This is a genomic window from Shimia sp. CNT1-13L.2 (assembly GCF_024331145.1).
In the GTDB taxonomy this organism is placed as follows: Bacteria; Pseudomonadota; Alphaproteobacteria; order Rhodobacterales; family Rhodobacteraceae; genus Shimia.
In genome coordinates this window covers 227914-242771 of sequence record NZ_JANDJO010000002.1, presented here as the reverse complement: position 1 = coordinate 242771, position 14858 = coordinate 227914, and the positions used below count along the sequence as shown (strand labels likewise).

The 14858-nt window shown below is 60.8% G+C and carries 16 protein-coding genes; 3 read left to right on the top strand and 13 right to left on the bottom strand.

The annotated features are described in order from the left end of the window. The 5 genes from NNA36_RS04950 to NNA36_RS04930 form a co-directional block, all read right to left on the bottom strand. Entirely contained in the window at positions 1-393 is a 393-nt protein-coding gene (locus NNA36_RS04950) for a cupin domain-containing protein (RefSeq protein WP_255104755.1), read from the bottom strand. Between the two features lie 2 nt (positions 394-395). Then, a complete protein-coding gene (locus NNA36_RS04945) occupies positions 396-929 on the bottom strand; it encodes a TRAP transporter small permease (RefSeq protein ID WP_255104754.1) in 534 nt (177 codons plus the stop codon). A 66-nt stretch (positions 930-995) separates the two neighbouring features. Continuing rightward, a complete protein-coding gene (locus NNA36_RS04940; RefSeq protein ID WP_255104753.1) occupies positions 996-1973 on the bottom strand; it encodes a TRAP transporter substrate-binding protein in 978 nt (325 codons plus the stop codon). Positions 1974-2012: 39 nt separating this feature from the next. Beyond that, complete coding sequence (locus tag NNA36_RS04935) at positions 2013-3266, bottom strand: FAD-binding oxidoreductase (protein ID WP_255104752.1); 1254 nt, start codon at positions 3264-3266, stop codon at positions 2013-2015. After that, entirely contained in the window at positions 3263-4396 is a 1134-nt protein-coding gene (locus tag NNA36_RS04930; protein ID WP_255104750.1) for an enolase C-terminal domain-like protein, read from the bottom strand. The genes NNA36_RS04935 and NNA36_RS04930 overlap by 4 nt, the downstream gene beginning before the upstream one ends. Before the next feature lie 94 nt (positions 4397-4490). Between NNA36_RS04930 and NNA36_RS04925 the strand changes: the two genes are divergently transcribed. Beyond that, complete coding sequence (locus tag NNA36_RS04925; RefSeq protein ID WP_255104748.1) at positions 4491-5402, top strand: LysR family transcriptional regulator; 912 nt, start codon at positions 4491-4493, stop codon at positions 5400-5402. Here NNA36_RS04925 and NNA36_RS04920 read toward each other — a convergent pair. Then, positions 5399-7099, bottom strand: a complete 1701-nt coding sequence (locus tag NNA36_RS04920) for a thiamine pyrophosphate-binding protein (RefSeq protein ID WP_255104746.1) — start codon at positions 7097-7099, stop codon at positions 5399-5401. The two genes, NNA36_RS04925 and NNA36_RS04920, sit on opposite strands and share 4 nt — an antisense overlap. A 130-nt stretch (positions 7100-7229) precedes the next feature. Between NNA36_RS04920 and NNA36_RS04915 the strand changes: the two genes are divergently transcribed. Then, positions 7230-7934 (top strand): GntR family transcriptional regulator, encoded by a 705-nt coding sequence (locus tag NNA36_RS04915; protein WP_255104744.1) that lies wholly within the window; start codon positions 7230-7232, stop codon positions 7932-7934. Beyond that, on the top strand, positions 7931-8653 hold the full coding sequence (locus NNA36_RS04910) for an aspartate/glutamate racemase family protein (protein WP_255104742.1): 723 nt from the start codon (positions 7931-7933) through the stop codon (positions 8651-8653). The genes NNA36_RS04915 and NNA36_RS04910 overlap by 4 nt, the downstream gene beginning before the upstream one ends. Here the strand turns inward: NNA36_RS04910 and NNA36_RS04905 are convergent, their stop codons facing one another. From NNA36_RS04905 to NNA36_RS04875, 7 genes are all read right to left on the bottom strand, one after another. Continuing rightward, on the bottom strand, positions 8654-9280 hold the full coding sequence (locus NNA36_RS04905) for a trimeric intracellular cation channel family protein (protein WP_255104741.1): 627 nt from the start codon (positions 9278-9280) through the stop codon (positions 8654-8656). A 10-nt stretch (positions 9281-9290) separates the two neighbouring features. After that, positions 9291-9638, bottom strand: coding sequence for a RidA family protein (locus tag NNA36_RS04900; protein ID WP_255104739.1), 348 nt, complete (start codon positions 9636-9638; stop codon positions 9291-9293). A 12-nt stretch (positions 9639-9650) separates the two neighbouring features. Beyond that, a complete protein-coding gene (locus NNA36_RS04895) occupies positions 9651-10766 on the bottom strand; it encodes an FAD-binding oxidoreductase (RefSeq protein ID WP_255104737.1) in 1116 nt (371 codons plus the stop codon). Beyond that, the gene (locus tag NNA36_RS04890) at positions 10763-12160 is read right to left on the bottom strand and encodes an NAD(P)/FAD-dependent oxidoreductase (protein WP_255104736.1); all 1398 of its coding nucleotides are present in this window, start codon (positions 12158-12160) and stop codon (positions 10763-10765) included. The genes NNA36_RS04895 and NNA36_RS04890 overlap by 4 nt, the downstream gene beginning before the upstream one ends. Before the next feature lies 1 nt (position 12161). Continuing rightward, positions 12162-12461 (bottom strand): (2Fe-2S)-binding protein, encoded by a 300-nt coding sequence (locus tag NNA36_RS04885; RefSeq protein WP_255104734.1) that lies wholly within the window; start codon positions 12459-12461, stop codon positions 12162-12164. A gap of 61 nt (positions 12462-12522) precedes the next feature. Further along, on the bottom strand, positions 12523-13515 hold the full coding sequence (dctP, locus tag NNA36_RS04880; RefSeq protein ID WP_255104732.1) for a TRAP transporter substrate-binding protein DctP: 993 nt from the start codon (positions 13513-13515) through the stop codon (positions 12523-12525). A gap of 43 nt (positions 13516-13558) precedes the next feature. Beyond that, the gene (locus NNA36_RS04875) at positions 13559-14857 is read right to left on the bottom strand and encodes a TRAP transporter large permease (protein ID WP_255104730.1); all 1299 of its coding nucleotides are present in this window, start codon (positions 14855-14857) and stop codon (positions 13559-13561) included. Position 14858 lies beyond the last annotated feature (1 nt).

Here is a 14858-nt window from a genome sequence, read left to right as displayed (position 1 = left end):
CTACTCCGCGAGCGTCATGAAGGGCTGTCCCTTCTCGACGATATGGGTGGTCAGTGCCACGAGAGGGGTGGTTCCGGCATTGGTCAGGCCACCATGCACCTGCCCGGCAGGGAACAGCGCGGTGTCGCCAAGTGCGAAGGGGATGATCTTGCCGTTGGGCGCCTTCATCTCGCCGCCTTCCAGCACAACCATATGCTCGTCGCCGGGATGGGTGTGGCGGGGAATGGTCGCGCCCGGTGCCACTTCGAGCCGCGACACGATAACTTCGTGCGTGGTTGAGCCGGGCGCATCCACGCGGCGGATTTCAGTTCGGGTGACTTCTTGCGCGGCAAGCGGCGTTGTCGCGGCACCCAGCGCCAGAACGAGGGTGACGGTGTGCAATAGTCTGGTCATGGTCACTCTCCGTGGCTCTGATCAGCCAGGTCCCGTTCAATGCGGTGATTGCCCTTGAAGATCACGTGCAAAAGGTGGTCGGTCAGGGCGATGGCAAGGATAACTGCCCCCAGAAGCATGACGGATTGGGGAATCCAGAGTGGCGTTCGATCCTGTCCCTGGCTCACGTCGTTGAATTTCCAGCTCCAGTAGACAAACCGTTGTGCGTACCACACGAAGTACCACATCACCGCGGTTCCGACCCCGAAACACCAGATTTCAAGCCAGCGGCGCAGGCCGTCGGGGACCGCGTTAAGCAAGATCGAGACCCGGATATGGCTGCCCCGGTTGAGGGCATTGGCAAAGGCAAGGAACGAGGCCGCCGCCATGGCATAACCCGCATAGTCGGGTGCCCCCGGAAAAACCTCGCCCGTCCAACGGGCCAGCATCTGAACCACGATCAAACCAAGGATCGCGATCAGGCTGAGCGCCGCCAGAACCCCGGCTGAAAGATACAGAAAATCAAGACCGCGTCGCAGCCCCCTGAGAACCGCCATAGCCCCTCTCCTCTTGTTCCTGAACAGACTGCGGGCGGAGGATAACCACCGCCCGAGCCCAAAGGATTATTGCATGCCGTTGAAGGCGTCGACGATAGCTTTGCCCTGATCGCCCGAGGCTTCAAGCCATTCGTTGGTCATGGTGACACCGATGTCTTTCAGTTCCCCAACCATCTGGTCAGACGCCGGACCAACCGTCATGCCGCCATCGCGCAGGCCCTGAAGGGTAAAGCCGGTGTATTCCTTGGAGCGCCAGTTGCCCGCATATTCGGCCAGTTCCGCACAAGCGCGCACCACGTTCTTGTTTTGATCGGACACGCCCGACCAGACACCGGAGTTCACGAAGACATAGTTGCGCGGCAGCCAGGCATCTACCTCGTAGAAGTAGTTCAGGCTTTCCCAGACCTTGCGGTCATAGCCGGTGGAGCCGGAGGACACCATGGAGTCGGCGACACCGGTGGCGAAGGCCTGGCTGATCTCGGCAGCTTCAATGGTGACGGGCAGCATTCCGGTCAGCTCAGCGAGGCGCGATGTAGCATTGTTGTAGGAACGGAACTTGATGCCCTTCATGTCTGCAACCGAGGTCACCTCGTTCTTGAAGTAGAGGCCCTGCGGCGGCCACGGCACGGAATAGAGCAGCGTCAGGTTCTGCTCCGCAAGAAGTTCGGTCAGCGGGGCCTTTGCTGCCTTCCACAGCTTGTCACTGTCATCGAAAGAGGTTGCAAGGAACGGCACCGAGTCAAATCCGAACAGCGCGTTTTCGTTCTGGTGGCCTGAAAGCAGGCGCTCGCCAATTGGGGCCTGACCAGTCTGGACGGCGCGCTTGATGTCAGCGCCCTTGAACAGCGACCCCGACGGGTGGGTTACGATCTCGATCTCGCCGCCGGTACCGGTGGTCACGCATTTGCCGAATTCTGCGGCTGTCACCGAGTGGAAGTTCGAGCCGGAATACGCCAGCGGCATGTCCCATTTTTCGGCCGAGGCCGTGGTGGCGGCTGCGGCGGTCAGCGCAGTTGCAGCAAGCAGTTTCGTCATCTTTTTCATTGTTTTCTCCCTGAGGGTCTCTGTTGGTTGTTAGGCTTATTATGTTGTGTAGCGGGACGGAGCATAAACACTCATGTCCACATTCGGTTGCCTGCCCGAAATCATTTGCGCCAGAAGGCGCCCGGTTCTTGGTCCGCCTGTCAGACCGATATGGTGATGGCCAAAGCCCAAGTAGGCCCCCGCAACACCCGGCACTTCTCCGATCACCGGAATGGAATCTGCCGGGGCGGGACGGTGCCCCATCCATTCGACCTCGTCCTTCCAGGTTATCCCCGGAATGGCCGCGCGGATATTCTTTTTCAAAAGCGCAAAAGGCGCGCGCGAGGGCGGTGCGTCAATGCCCCCGAATTCCACGATACCCGCAAGACGCAACCGTCCGTCCATGGGTGTGGCCACGAATTTTCCCGAGGCGATCATCACCGGCGCACGCGGCATGATTGACGGCTCAACCAGTTCAAGATGGTAGCCGCGCTCGGCTTCCAGTGGCACCGAGACGCCCAGTTTTTCGGCCATGGGTTTCGACCAGACGCCGGAGGCAATCACCACGCTGTCACATGGCAAAAGGGTTCCCCCTGCCCGCACTCCGGTGACTTTGCCATTCTCCCGCGCGACATCTTCGAACTCTGCGCGGATCACCTTGCCGCCCTGTGCCTCGAAGTGACGGGCCAAGTCCTTCACATACAGGCCGGGATCCGAAATGCGCCCGTGGTCCGAAAGTTTCGCGGCAAAGCCCAGTTCTGGTCCGAAGACCCCGTCGTAGTCGCGAAAGGCCTGCCCTTCGAGCTCTTCCCAGGTAAAGCCGCTTTCACGGCGCAGCCCCCAGCCGAAGGCGTCGCCCTCGAAGTGCTTGCGATCATTGTAGATGTAGAGATAGTCCGACGGGTGTATCCACTTCTCGGCCCCGGTTCCTTCCGCAAGGGCCAGGTGGTCGGACAGGCTATCGCTTGTGACGCCGGCAATTGCCCGAGAGATACGGCGCGTGTCATTGGCGTTTGCATGCCGCATGTATTTCCAAAGCCACGGGATCAGCTTGGGGACGTAGCCCCATTTCATGAACAGGGGCTGGGACGGATCAAGCAACATGCGCGGGGCTTTCCAGATCAAGCCCGGCCCCGTCACCGGCACCACCGAACAGGAGGCCAGCACGCCACCGTTGCCATGGCTGGCCGCGTCACCCGGAGCACCCTTGTCGATCAGGGTGACCGAATGGCCGTCGCGTTGCAGCCAGATCGCGGTGGACACCCCGACAATCCCAGCACCAATCACGGCAACGGTTTTCGAAGGCCCGGTCATGCCGCCACCGCGCGTGACTGGGAGTAGTGATCCAGTTTGCCAATATCGGGGCGGCAGCCCAATCCCGGGCCATCCGGCACGACAACCTGGCCGTTCTCGACCGCAAAGGGCGCTTCGAGAATGTCTTCCTTGAGGAAATAGGACGCCTGGTAGAACTCGCATCCAAGCGTGATTTCGGGTGTCGCGGCAATCATATGTGTACCCGCCAGATGCGCCAGCCCGGCCTCGAACATGTCACCGCCATAGGCCATCAAGCCATTGGCCGCGGCGATCCGGGCCACGCTTTGCGCCCGGGTCAGGCCACCGGACTTCATGATCTTGATCGAGACGCCATCGCAGATGCCTTCGCGGGCGGCCCGGGTCATGTCCTCGGGGCCAAACACGCTCTCGTCCGCCAGCAGGGGAACATCCACCATGTTCCGCAGGCGGGCCATCATGGCGAAATGATGGGCGCGGACGGGCTGTTCGATAAAGTCCGGCTTGAAGGTCGCGACATCGCGGACCTGCGCCGGGGCATCGTCGATGCTGAGCCCCTGATTGTAATCGACTCGCACGCGGAAATCGGGGAAATCGGAAGCAATCCGTTCGAGCCGCATCACGTCAAAGGCGTGATCCTTGAATCCGGTCTTGAGCTTGATCAGGCCCACGCCGTCGGCCCGCAGGCGGTGCAACAGGTCGATATCCTGTGAGAAATCGGGGTTCGCGATCGAGCAGCTGAGCGGAATTGTATCGCGGCATTTGCCACCAAGCAGCGCCCAGACCGGTTGCTGCGTGATATGCCCGGCGAGATCGAGAAGTGCAGTCTCGAGCGCGGCCTTGGCTTCGGTACAATGGGCCACGGCATAGGCCGCATCCGCCATGATCGCCGCGCGGTCGGCAACCCGACGCCCCACGACAAGAGGGCGCAGGTAACGGTTCAGCGCGGCATAGGTGGCCTCGGGTGTGCCGGTAAACACCGACCACGGCGACGCCTCGCCAAAGCCTTCTGCTCCCTCTTCGGCACGCAGGCGCAGCACGACGATTTCGCAACTGCCCTCGACCGAGCCGATACCGTGATCACGGCGCGACACCACGGGCAATGCAAGGTGCCACACGTCCATCGCCGTGATTTTCTGTTTCAAGTCTGACATTGGGTCCCCGAGTTTTTTTCAGGCTCCCACGGGGCCTTCATCATTTCAAATACGGATTTCTATGTATATCATCACAAAAAATGATGAGGCACCCATGGCGCTGCGCTTTCGACAACTTCAGGCGTTCCATGCGATCGTTGAAACCGGCACGGTGACGGCGGCCGCAGAATTGCTTGGCATTTCGCAACCCGGCATCTCGAACCTTCTTGCCCAGCTTGAGCGGGAAACCCGGTTCCAACTGTTCGAACGGAACAAGGGGCGATTGGTTGCCACCCCAGAGGCGGCGGTGCTGTATCAGGAGGTGGACACGGTGGTGCGCGGGCTGGATCACGTGGCGCAGGCCGTGACCGACCTCCAGAACAAGCAGATGGGCCAGTTGCAGGTGGCCTCTCAACACTCGATGTCCTTTGGCTTCATGCCCCAGCTTATTGCCCGGTTTGCCAAGGATCGGCCGGAGATGTCGATCAGCTTTCAGTCCCAGTATTCGTCGAAGATCCAGGAATGGGTGATGTCGGGTCTTTTCGAGATCGGGGTTTGTGAATTACCGCTGCTCTATGACGCGATGAACGTCCATCACTTCCAGGTCGAGACGTTCCTGGCGATGCCAGAGGGGCATCCCTTGTCGACGCACGAGGAACTGACCCCTGCCCTGCTGGAAAACGAACCCTTCATCGTCATGGGACCGGATCACATGACCCATCGTCGAACCAGAGAGGCATTTCACACGGCAGGTGCGACGTGGAAAACGCGGGTGCACTCGCACCTGTTCAAGAACATGCTCAGTTTCGTACGCGAGGGCATGGGGGTGTCGATCCTCGATCCCTTCGCGCTTGAGTTTGACCGGGGCGGCGGCGTGGTGACGCGGCGCTTCCGCCCCCGGATCACGATGGAGATGGCGGTGATCACATCAAAAACCCGACCGCTGTCTACGGTCGGGCAAGAGTTTCTGGAATTGCTGCTGCGCGAATTGGAGCCTTATGCGGTTGACGGGGTCACTCCGGCCTAACCCATCCAGCGCATGACAGGTGCCGCGCTTTCCTCAAGCGGTTGGGTCACGATGTCGATCAGGGTTGGCCCAGCGTGCCCCATGGCTTCTGCAATCACCGCATCCAGATCCGCCGGATCATCAACACGCCAGGACTTCACACCAAATCCTTCGGCCACCTTGGCGTTGTCCGTCCGCGCGAAATCGACGTTATAGTAGCGCGCATCCTTGTCGGCATACTGGCTGGCCTTGATCCAGCCGAAGTTGCTGTTGTTGAACACGATATAGGTGATCGGGGCATTGGAGCGGACAACGGTCTCCAACTCGCCACAGGAAAAGGCGAAAGACCCGTCGCCCATCATGGCGACAACCTTGCTGTCCGGACGCCCGAACCAGGCCCCCAGGGCCGCCCCAAGCGAATAGCCCAATGCGCCATGTGCGCGGTTGGTTATGTATTGGCGACCCGAAGACTTCTGTTGCGAATATGCGTTGTAGTAGGGACAGCTTGTGCCCGGATCGCTTACGACAATGGCGTCGTCGGGCAGGTGGCGGTTCAGCGTGTCGATGATGCGTTCCGGTCGGATCGGCGTATCTGTCGATACGGCAAGGGCGGCAAACTTCGCAAACTTGCGGGATTTGATGTCCGCGACGGTGGCCGCGCCTCCAAAGGTCTTGACCTCGTCGAGGCCGTCCAGAACCGCGTTGGCCTGATCAAGCGCGAGGCGCAGGTCACCAACCACGCCTGCCTCGGTGGGATAGTTCGCCCCGATGGTCATCGGATCACTGTCGAAATGCACGATACGAGCCCCGGGTTTGGGGGCGCTCCAGCGGGATGTGGTTGTTGATCCGGCGCGGCAGCCCATGAAGATCACGAGATCGGCCGCCTCCATCATCTCCCATGTTTCGTCCGTCCCGCCATTCGACCCCACGACGCCCAGCGATTGCGGGTTGTCGTCTGCAAGCGCGCCCTTGCCCGAGATGGATGTTGCCACCGCGATGTCGAGACGGCTGGCAAACCGGTCGAGCGCGTCCATGGCGCCCGAGATGACCACACCGCCTCCACAGACGATAAGCGGTTTTTCCGCCGAAAGGATGGCCTCGACCGCAGCTGCCACCGATCCGGGTTCCGGCGCGACGGGATAGGCCGGATAGGCATTGTGCTTTGGATCGGCCCAGATATCCTGAGCGTCCACGGGTTCATACTGGATGTCATAGGGCAACCCGAGATGCGCCGAGCCGGACCGCCCTGTTGTCATGGCGCGGAAGGCCTGACGGACCATGCGCGGAATATGTTCAGACTTCTTGATGACGGTGTTGAACTTGGTCAACGGGCGCATCAACGCGTCCTGATCCACCTCGGTCAGGGGGTACTTGCCATAAGAGGATACAGAGATGTCCGTTGTGATGGCCAGAACCGCGTAGGAGCTTTCATTGGCTTCGATGAGGCCCGGAAGAATATAGGTCGCGCCCCCGCCGGAAGGCCCTTCGCAGACCCCCACCCTTCCGGTCACGCGGGAAAACCCGTCGGCCATATAGGCCGCGCAGCGTTCATCGCGCGTCAGCACATGGGTGATGTTGTGATCAAGGCGCAGCATGGCATCATAAAACGGCAGCGTCGTGTCACCGCACAGGCCGAAGATATGGGTCACGCCCTGGGCTTCGAGCATACGCACCATCGCTTCGGCACCATTCAACTGGTTTGCAAGGTCCTTTGCCATCCGAAATCACTCCCTCTCTGGAATCAGATGTGTTCAGAGCTGTATACAGCATTCAGGCCTGTATACAGGTTTGTATATTGAAATCAAATCCCCTCTGTGGCACACCCGTTTCAAGACGAAGGAGACAGCTATGGCCGAAGGGCGCGTCGAAGACATTTATGACCGGCTCAAGCAGATGGCGGTGACATTCCGCCTGCGTCCGGGCGACCGGTTGAACGAAGTGGCCCTGTCGCGGGAACTTGGTGTCAGCCGCACACCGCTGCGCGAAGCCCTGAACCGCCTTGTCGCCGAAAAGATGTTCGACTTTCAGCCGGGTGCCGGCTTTTTCTGTCGGGAACTGGACGCAAAAACCGTCTTTGATCTATACGAATTGCGGGAAACGCTGGAATGCACGGCAGTACGTCTGGCCTGCGAACGGGCCAGCGACGATGACCTGAAAGCGTTGCAAGACGAACTCTATTCGACCGGGATCGACGTGACGGGGCTAACCGTTGCCGAAGCCTGTGATCGCGACGAGGCCTTTCACGTCGCGATTGCACGTCTTTCCGGCAACGCGGTTTTGACCGCACAACTGGAGCGGATCAACGAGCGGATTCGATATGTTCGCTGGGTCAGCATGTCGATGGGCAAGCTGCGCAAGTCAAAAAGCGAACACGTCGCCGTCATGGAAGCGCTGCTGGCGCGCGACGCGGACAGGGCATCAGAGGTGCTGGGCCGGCACATTGCCAAGCGTCTCGACCAGGTTACAGAGGTCGTACGGCAGGGCATTTCCAACATCTACATGAATACGGTCGATGAGTTGTCGACGCAGGTTCTTTTGGAGGAAGAGGCATGATGACCGGGGGTATCGCCCGTGGCGGCAAATCGATCTATGGGGCGTCTGTTGGCATTCTTATGCTCGATGCCCGTTTTCCCCGGATCCCCGGCGACATGGGCAATGCCCAGAGCTGGCCTTTCCCGGTGCACTACAGGATCGTGCGCAATGCCTCACCCGACATCGTGGTGCGCAAGGGTGGAGAAGGCACGCTGGACCTATTCATCGACGCCGCCCGCGCCTTGGTTCAGGATGGCGTGGACGGGATCACCACCAACTGCGGGTTCCTCGCCCTGTTTCAGGAGGAGATTGCCGCGGCCGTGCCGGTGCCTGTCGTCACCTCGTCCCTTATGCAGGTCGATTTCGTGAACCGGATGCTGCCCAAGGGCAAACGCGCCGGGGTGTTGACGATCTCTGCTTCGACATTGACGCAGGCGCATCTGGATGCGGCCAATGTCCCCGCTGGCACACCCATCGGGTCAACCGAAGGCGGCAAGGAGTTCACCCGCGCCATTCTGGACAATGAGATGGAGCTGAACGTGGCACTTGCGCGGGAGGACAACGTTCAGGCGGCGCTGGCCCTGCAGGCCGAGAACCCTGATCTTGGCGCCATCGTTCTGGAGTGCACGAACATGTGCCCCTATGCGGCGGATATCTCGGCGGCGACGGGACTGCCCACCTATTCGATCCTCAGCCTTGTCACGTGGTTCCAGTCGGGCCTTCAGCCACCGCGCTGGTAATCAGACCGCGTCATCCGGGCGGGGAGGATTGCGCCAAAGCAGCACAACCCTGACCAGCAGGATGAGAAGAAAGGCTGCAAGGGTGGCTGTCGGCTCGCCCAGTATCTGTCTGAAGCCGAGATATGCCGCGCCGCCGGCAAGCGAAATCGTGGCATAAAGGTCTTCGCGCAACACGCTGGGGGTGATGTTGCACAAGAGATCCCGGATCATGCCGCCAGCGGTTCCGGTGACGCATCCGATCACGATGGCAAGAACCGGGGAAACCCCGGCCCCCAGAGCCACCTGAACCCCTGTCAGCGTGAAAAGCGCAAGGCCGATTGCATCAAGGTACATCAGCAAGGCAAGGCGGCGACCATTGCCGGTGGGCATCCGGGCCGCAATGTAGAAACTCAGCATCGCGGACGGCACGGCAACGAGCAGAAATCGCAGGTCGGTGATCCAGAAGACCGGGGTCAATCCCAAGAGAAGATCACGCAGGGTGCCACCCCCGACGGCAGTTACGATGCCAAGTACGGTCGCGCCGAACAGATCGAGGCTGAAACGGCGCGCCTGGATGGCAGCAGACGCTGCCATCACGGCGGTTGCCACCAGAGATAGTGGCACAAAGATATGCGAAAGCGATTCCATCGCCCCCAGCTTAGTCGTCGCAGGCGGCGGTGACGATCATTTCCACCTTGAGAACGTCACGGGCCAGCTTGGCTTCGCCACAGGCGCGAGCCGGCGCGTGGCCTTCGGGCACCCAGGCATCCCAAACAGCGTTCATCTCGGCGAAATCGGCCATGTCGGCAACCCAGATCACGCATTGCAGGATACGCGTCTTGTCGGATCCGGCCTTGGCAAGAAGGTCTTCGACTTTCTCGAGGATTTCGCGGGTCTGGTCTGCCACGGTGGCGGCATCGGAAACCTGGCCACAGAGATAGGCAACGCCATTGTGCTTGACGATCTTGCTCATGCGTTGGCCGGTTTCGATACGGGTGATGGTCATGGTTGTCTCCTGTCAAAGAACTTTGCGGTCATAGCGGTCGATGCGGAACGCGGAAAGGTCAAAATCGCTTGCGCCGGTCAGAACGAGGTCCGCCATGACTTTTCCCACGACCGGCCCCATCTGGAAGCCATGCGCGGAAAAGCCGAAGGCGTGGAAAGCACGGTCTGCATTGACGGCTGGTCCGATCACCGGAAGGTTGTCGGGCATATAAGCCTCCAGCCCGGCCCACATCCTGTTGATGGATGCCTTGGCCATGATCGGGAAAAACTCGATCGCGGTACGTGACGCCTGAGCCAGTTTGGCATAGTCGAGCCGGGTGCGATTGGCCGCGCGGTCGGCAAACCCCTTGGCCCCTCCGCCAATCAGAACGGTGCCGTTTTCGAACTGCTTGAAACTCAGTTGGCGGCTGACGGCACCGACGACGGGGGACGCAAAGTGCGGCATACGAGCGGTGATCATCAGCATGGGTGCTGCGTGGCTGAGGGGGACGTTGTCACCGATCATCGCGGCCACGCGATCGGCCCAGGCCCCGGCGCAATTCACGATGGTGCCTGCCGAGATATCTCCGCGTGAGGTGGCCGCCAGCCATGCCTCGCCAATTCTGCGCAGCCCTGCGAGTTCGGTGCCTTCCAGAAAGGTTGCGCCGTGGCGCTCCGCCGCGAGACGAAAGGCATTTGTCGCCTTGTAGGGAATGGCATAGCCATCCAGTTCTGACATCGCGCCGCCCACGCAGGTCGGATCAACGAATGGGAGCCTCTCGCGCAGCTCATCCCGCGAAATAATACGCTCGTGGTCATAGCCAAGCGCCTGCATCTTTTGCTGCCTGTCATTCAGGGCCGCAATATCGGCGTCATCGGCGGCGATATTGATAAGGCCCTTTGCACGGAACCCTGTATCGGCCTCAAGCTCTTCGTCGAGAGTATGCCACATCCGCATGGACTGTCGCGAAAGCGGCACCTCGGCCAAGTCACGCCCGATAAGGCGCACACCTCCGGCGTTCACACCTGATGCATGGCGGGCAATATAGTCTTTTTCCACGACCAGGACCGAGACGCCCCGGCGTGCGAGCTGATAGGCCGTCGCGCAGCCCTGAATACCACCGCCAACGATGAGGACATCCGCGTTCATTTCGTGCCTCCCTCATCAGGAACCACGGTTTGAAACTGGCTGAATTCCTCAAGGCTCAAGAGTTTCTGCGGGCTGCGCAGGCGGTAGTAGCCCACGTCCTGAACCGGGAGGTCCTGCCATTTGGCGAGAAGGCCACTGACGATAGGGCCACATTGCCGGCCCTGGCACGGCCCCATTCCACATCGCGTGCGGGACTTGAGGGCATTGGGATCACGTGCGCCTTCTTCGAAGCCCTGCCGAAGGTCGGACAGGCGTTGTTCTTCACAGCGACACACCACCGTTTCACTGTCCTGCGGCAAGCGCAGCGCGGGGCGCGGTTGGTAAAGGCGGTCGATGAACCGGCGAAAGCGTGCCAACCTGCGCAACTGCGCAAGGCGCGGTTTGGCAAGGCGGTCGCGTTGATCCGAAGCAAAATGTCCGAGGCGTGTCAGGACATTCATCGCGGCAAGTGTCCCTTCGTGTCGGGCACCGTCGGCCCCAACAATCCCGCCCCCGTCGCCGGCGACCGAAACATGCGGCAGCGAACTTTGGCCAAAAGCGTCTTTCGTGACATGCCAGGCCAGCTGATCTTCGTTCCAATGATGCGCCAGCCCCAAGGCGCGGGTCATGTTCGGGTTGGGCAGCACGCCATGGTGCAGGAACACAGTGTCAGCCTTGATTTCCTGTCGCCCATCGGAGGTGAAAACCAATCCTTCGGCGCGCTGGTCGCCCAAAATCGCAAGATCGGTAGCATTGCGATACACAGGCACGCCCGCACGGCGGATTTCGGACAGCAGGGCGAGACCCTTGCGCAGAAGACCAAAGCCGCCCAAAGCTGCCGGCAGCAACGGCGCGGCCTTCAGGTAGTTTTCAGCGGGTGTCGTATCGACCAGCCCCGCAACCTTCACGCCGAGGCGCAGGTACTGGGCAACGATCAGATAGAGAAGCGGGCCGGATCCGGCGAAAACCGCATTTTCGGCAACCATCGCATCGGATTTGAGCATGACCTGCGCGGCCCCCGCGGTCATGACGCCGGGCAAGGTCCAGCCCCTGATCGGCATCGGGCGCTCGATCGCTCCGGGACAGATGAGGATCTCGCGCGCCTCAACCTGTTTCGTTGTGCCTTCGTGTGAATAGAGGATGCGGCCATCTTCGCCGATATGCCAGACATCGGCGCCGGCGACGTGCTTGGCACGGCTGTTGGTGTAGGCAGACACCAGTTCGGCACCGGCTGCATAGTCCGGCCCGAGGGCCGTGCGATCCGGAAGCGGCGATGTGCTGACAGAGCGGAAGATCTGCCCGCCGGGGGCAACACCCCGATCCAGCACAAGCGCTGAACGACCGTGTTCCGACAGGGTAAGAGCCGCGGACATGCCTGCAGGCCCTGCACCGATAATGACGCAATCAAATGCCATGTTATTTGGCCACCGAGGTCTCAGTAATAGTCTGGGTTGCGATGGTCATGCCGTCTGCAACGCGGCGCAGACAGGCCTGCTGGTTCGGGATACCGTCGATTTCGACCATGCATTCAAAGCAGACGCCCATCGCGCAATAGGCGCTCCGGTCCTCACCGGACAGGGCGGCCTTTCGGGTCGTGGTCTGCCCGGAGAGGGCCAGCGCGGACCAGACGGATTGACCGCTGGCGATCTCGACGGCGTGACCATTGACGCTCACGCGGACCAATTCCGGATTGTCGGTTCGAAGTGACCTGAACATGACCCAACTCCTGCAAGGCGAAAGGGGACCGGGGAGGAAGGCCCCCTTTCGCGTCTGGCGCTTACTCGGCGATCTTGTCGAGGATCGACTGGCCCCAGTCCTGACCAACGTCTGCCAGAACCTGCGGCCATACCTGCGCACGTACGTGCTCGGCGGTCTTGGCCAGTTCCGCGTCGCTCAGTGATACAATCGAGGCACCATTGTCGACGAGTTTCTGTTCGAAGGCGCCCTGGTCTGCCTCGGCGGTTTCCCAACGCTTGGCTTCGAAATCGACAGCGGCCTGCTCAAGCGCAGCGCGGTCGGCGTCGGACAGGTCTGCAAGGGCACCGGAGTTGATGATCATGTACCAAACTTCGAAGTGGGTGTTCACGGGCACATAGGTGGTAGTCACATCGCGGAACGAAGCGTAGTAGCCTTCGGCACCCGAACCGACAACGCCGTCAACAACACCGGTCTGAACCGCGGTGAAGGCTTCCGAGAAGGGGATGGGCGAGGAAATGTAACCCAGTGCATCAGCGGTCAGCTGGAAGCTCTTGATACCCGGCACGCGGACCTTGATGCCCTTGGCTGCGGTCGGATCACCGGGGTTCACGGCGTCGGTGTTCAGCGCGATGCCGCCGAAATACACCGGATACGCGGCCAGCATGGTGATATCCTGCTTGGCATACAGACCTTTCATTGCTTCGTAGATCGCACCACCGGGGCCGTAGATCTTTTTGGCTTCGGCCCAGTTCGACGCGACATAGGGGAAGGCCGAAATCTGCATGCGGCGGTCAACGGCGGTTGCTGCCGGTTGAACCGCCATGTCGATGGCGCCAACCGAGATACGCTCCTGAACCGAGGTGTAGTCGCCTAGGGCAGAGGCCGGGAACAGGTTGAGTTCAAGCGACCCGTTGGTTGATGCCGACAGACCCTCTGCAAAGGCGCGCAGTTCGTTGTCGATGGTCGCGCCCTGCGGTCGGATGTGGCTGAGTTTCAGCGTATCCGCCGCTGCCACACCAGCCGTCGCCAGAACAGCCGCAGCAAGGCAGGTCGATTTAAGGAAGTTCATCATGGTAGGTCTCCTCCGTGAGTGATGAAGTCTTGGGAAAGTGAGCTCAGTAGCCGAAGACACGCGGCAGCCAGAGCGAGAGGTCGGGCCAGAAGCTGGTGAGGAACACCACCGGCAGGTAGCCCAGAAGGATCAGCGTCATTGCGGGACGGATCACCTTGGTCACAGGCACACGTCCGATCCGCGCACCGAGGTAAAGGATCGAAGCATAGGGCGGTGTCACGCCGCCCATCGCGGTGTTGACGCCCATGATCGCGGCGAACTGGATCGGACTCACGCCGATCGCCTGCATCAGCGGCAACAGCAGCGGGGCAATCAGGATGATGGCCGTCACGTCGTTGACCACCATGCCCACAAGGAACAGCAGGATGTTGATCAGGATCAGCAGGATCGTCTTGTTCTCGGTGATCGAGAAGATCGCCTGGACCAGGGCTTGCGGCACGCTTTCAAGAACGAACATCTGGCTCAGGATCATCGAGAACAGGATCATCAGCATGATCGCGCCAACAGATGTTGCTGCCTCGCGCCCCGCCCCGAGGAACGTCTTGAGTGACAGGCCGCGGTAGATCAGGAACCCCACCGGCACAGCATAGATAACAGCAACGGCCGCTGCCTCGGTTGGGGTCATGATGCCACCGTAGATGCCGCCGAGGATGATCACCGGCATCAGCAGCGCCGGGGTTGCCTTGAGGCCGCGACCGGTGGCTTCGGCCACAAATGCCCGCCCCTTGAGGGGTTCGTTCAGTTGCAGCGGGAACTTGCGCGCCATGCGGATGTTCACAACCGAAAAGCTGGTCATGATCAGGAGGCCGGGACCAAGCGTCGCGAGGAAGCAGGCAAGAATTGAGGTATCGGTGACCCACCCGTAGACGATCATGGTGACCGACGGCGGGATCAGCAGACCAAGCAGGGAGGCATTGGCAATCAGTGCCGTTGCGTATTCACGCGGGTAGCCCTGTTTCTCCATCTCGGGGATCAACAGCGGGCCGATGGCAGCCACACCGGTCAGGCCCGAGCCCGAAATCGCACCGATCAGCGCGCAGGACACGGTTGCTACGACACCCAATCCGCCGCGCAGGTGGCCAATGAAGATATTGACGAAGTTCAACAGCGAAGCCGCAATGCCCGAGACCGACATGATGGTCCCCGCCAGAACGAAGAGCGGGATAGCGAGCAGCACCGGGTTGCCGAGTTGCTGAAAGCCCCAGAGCATGTTGCCCTTCATGACCACGTCGCCGATGAAATACATCACCATCAGACCGGCCCCGAAACAGTAGGGCAATGGCACACCAAGCGTCAGCAGGACGACAAGAACCAGTACCGCGAGAAGCGCAATCTCAACCATC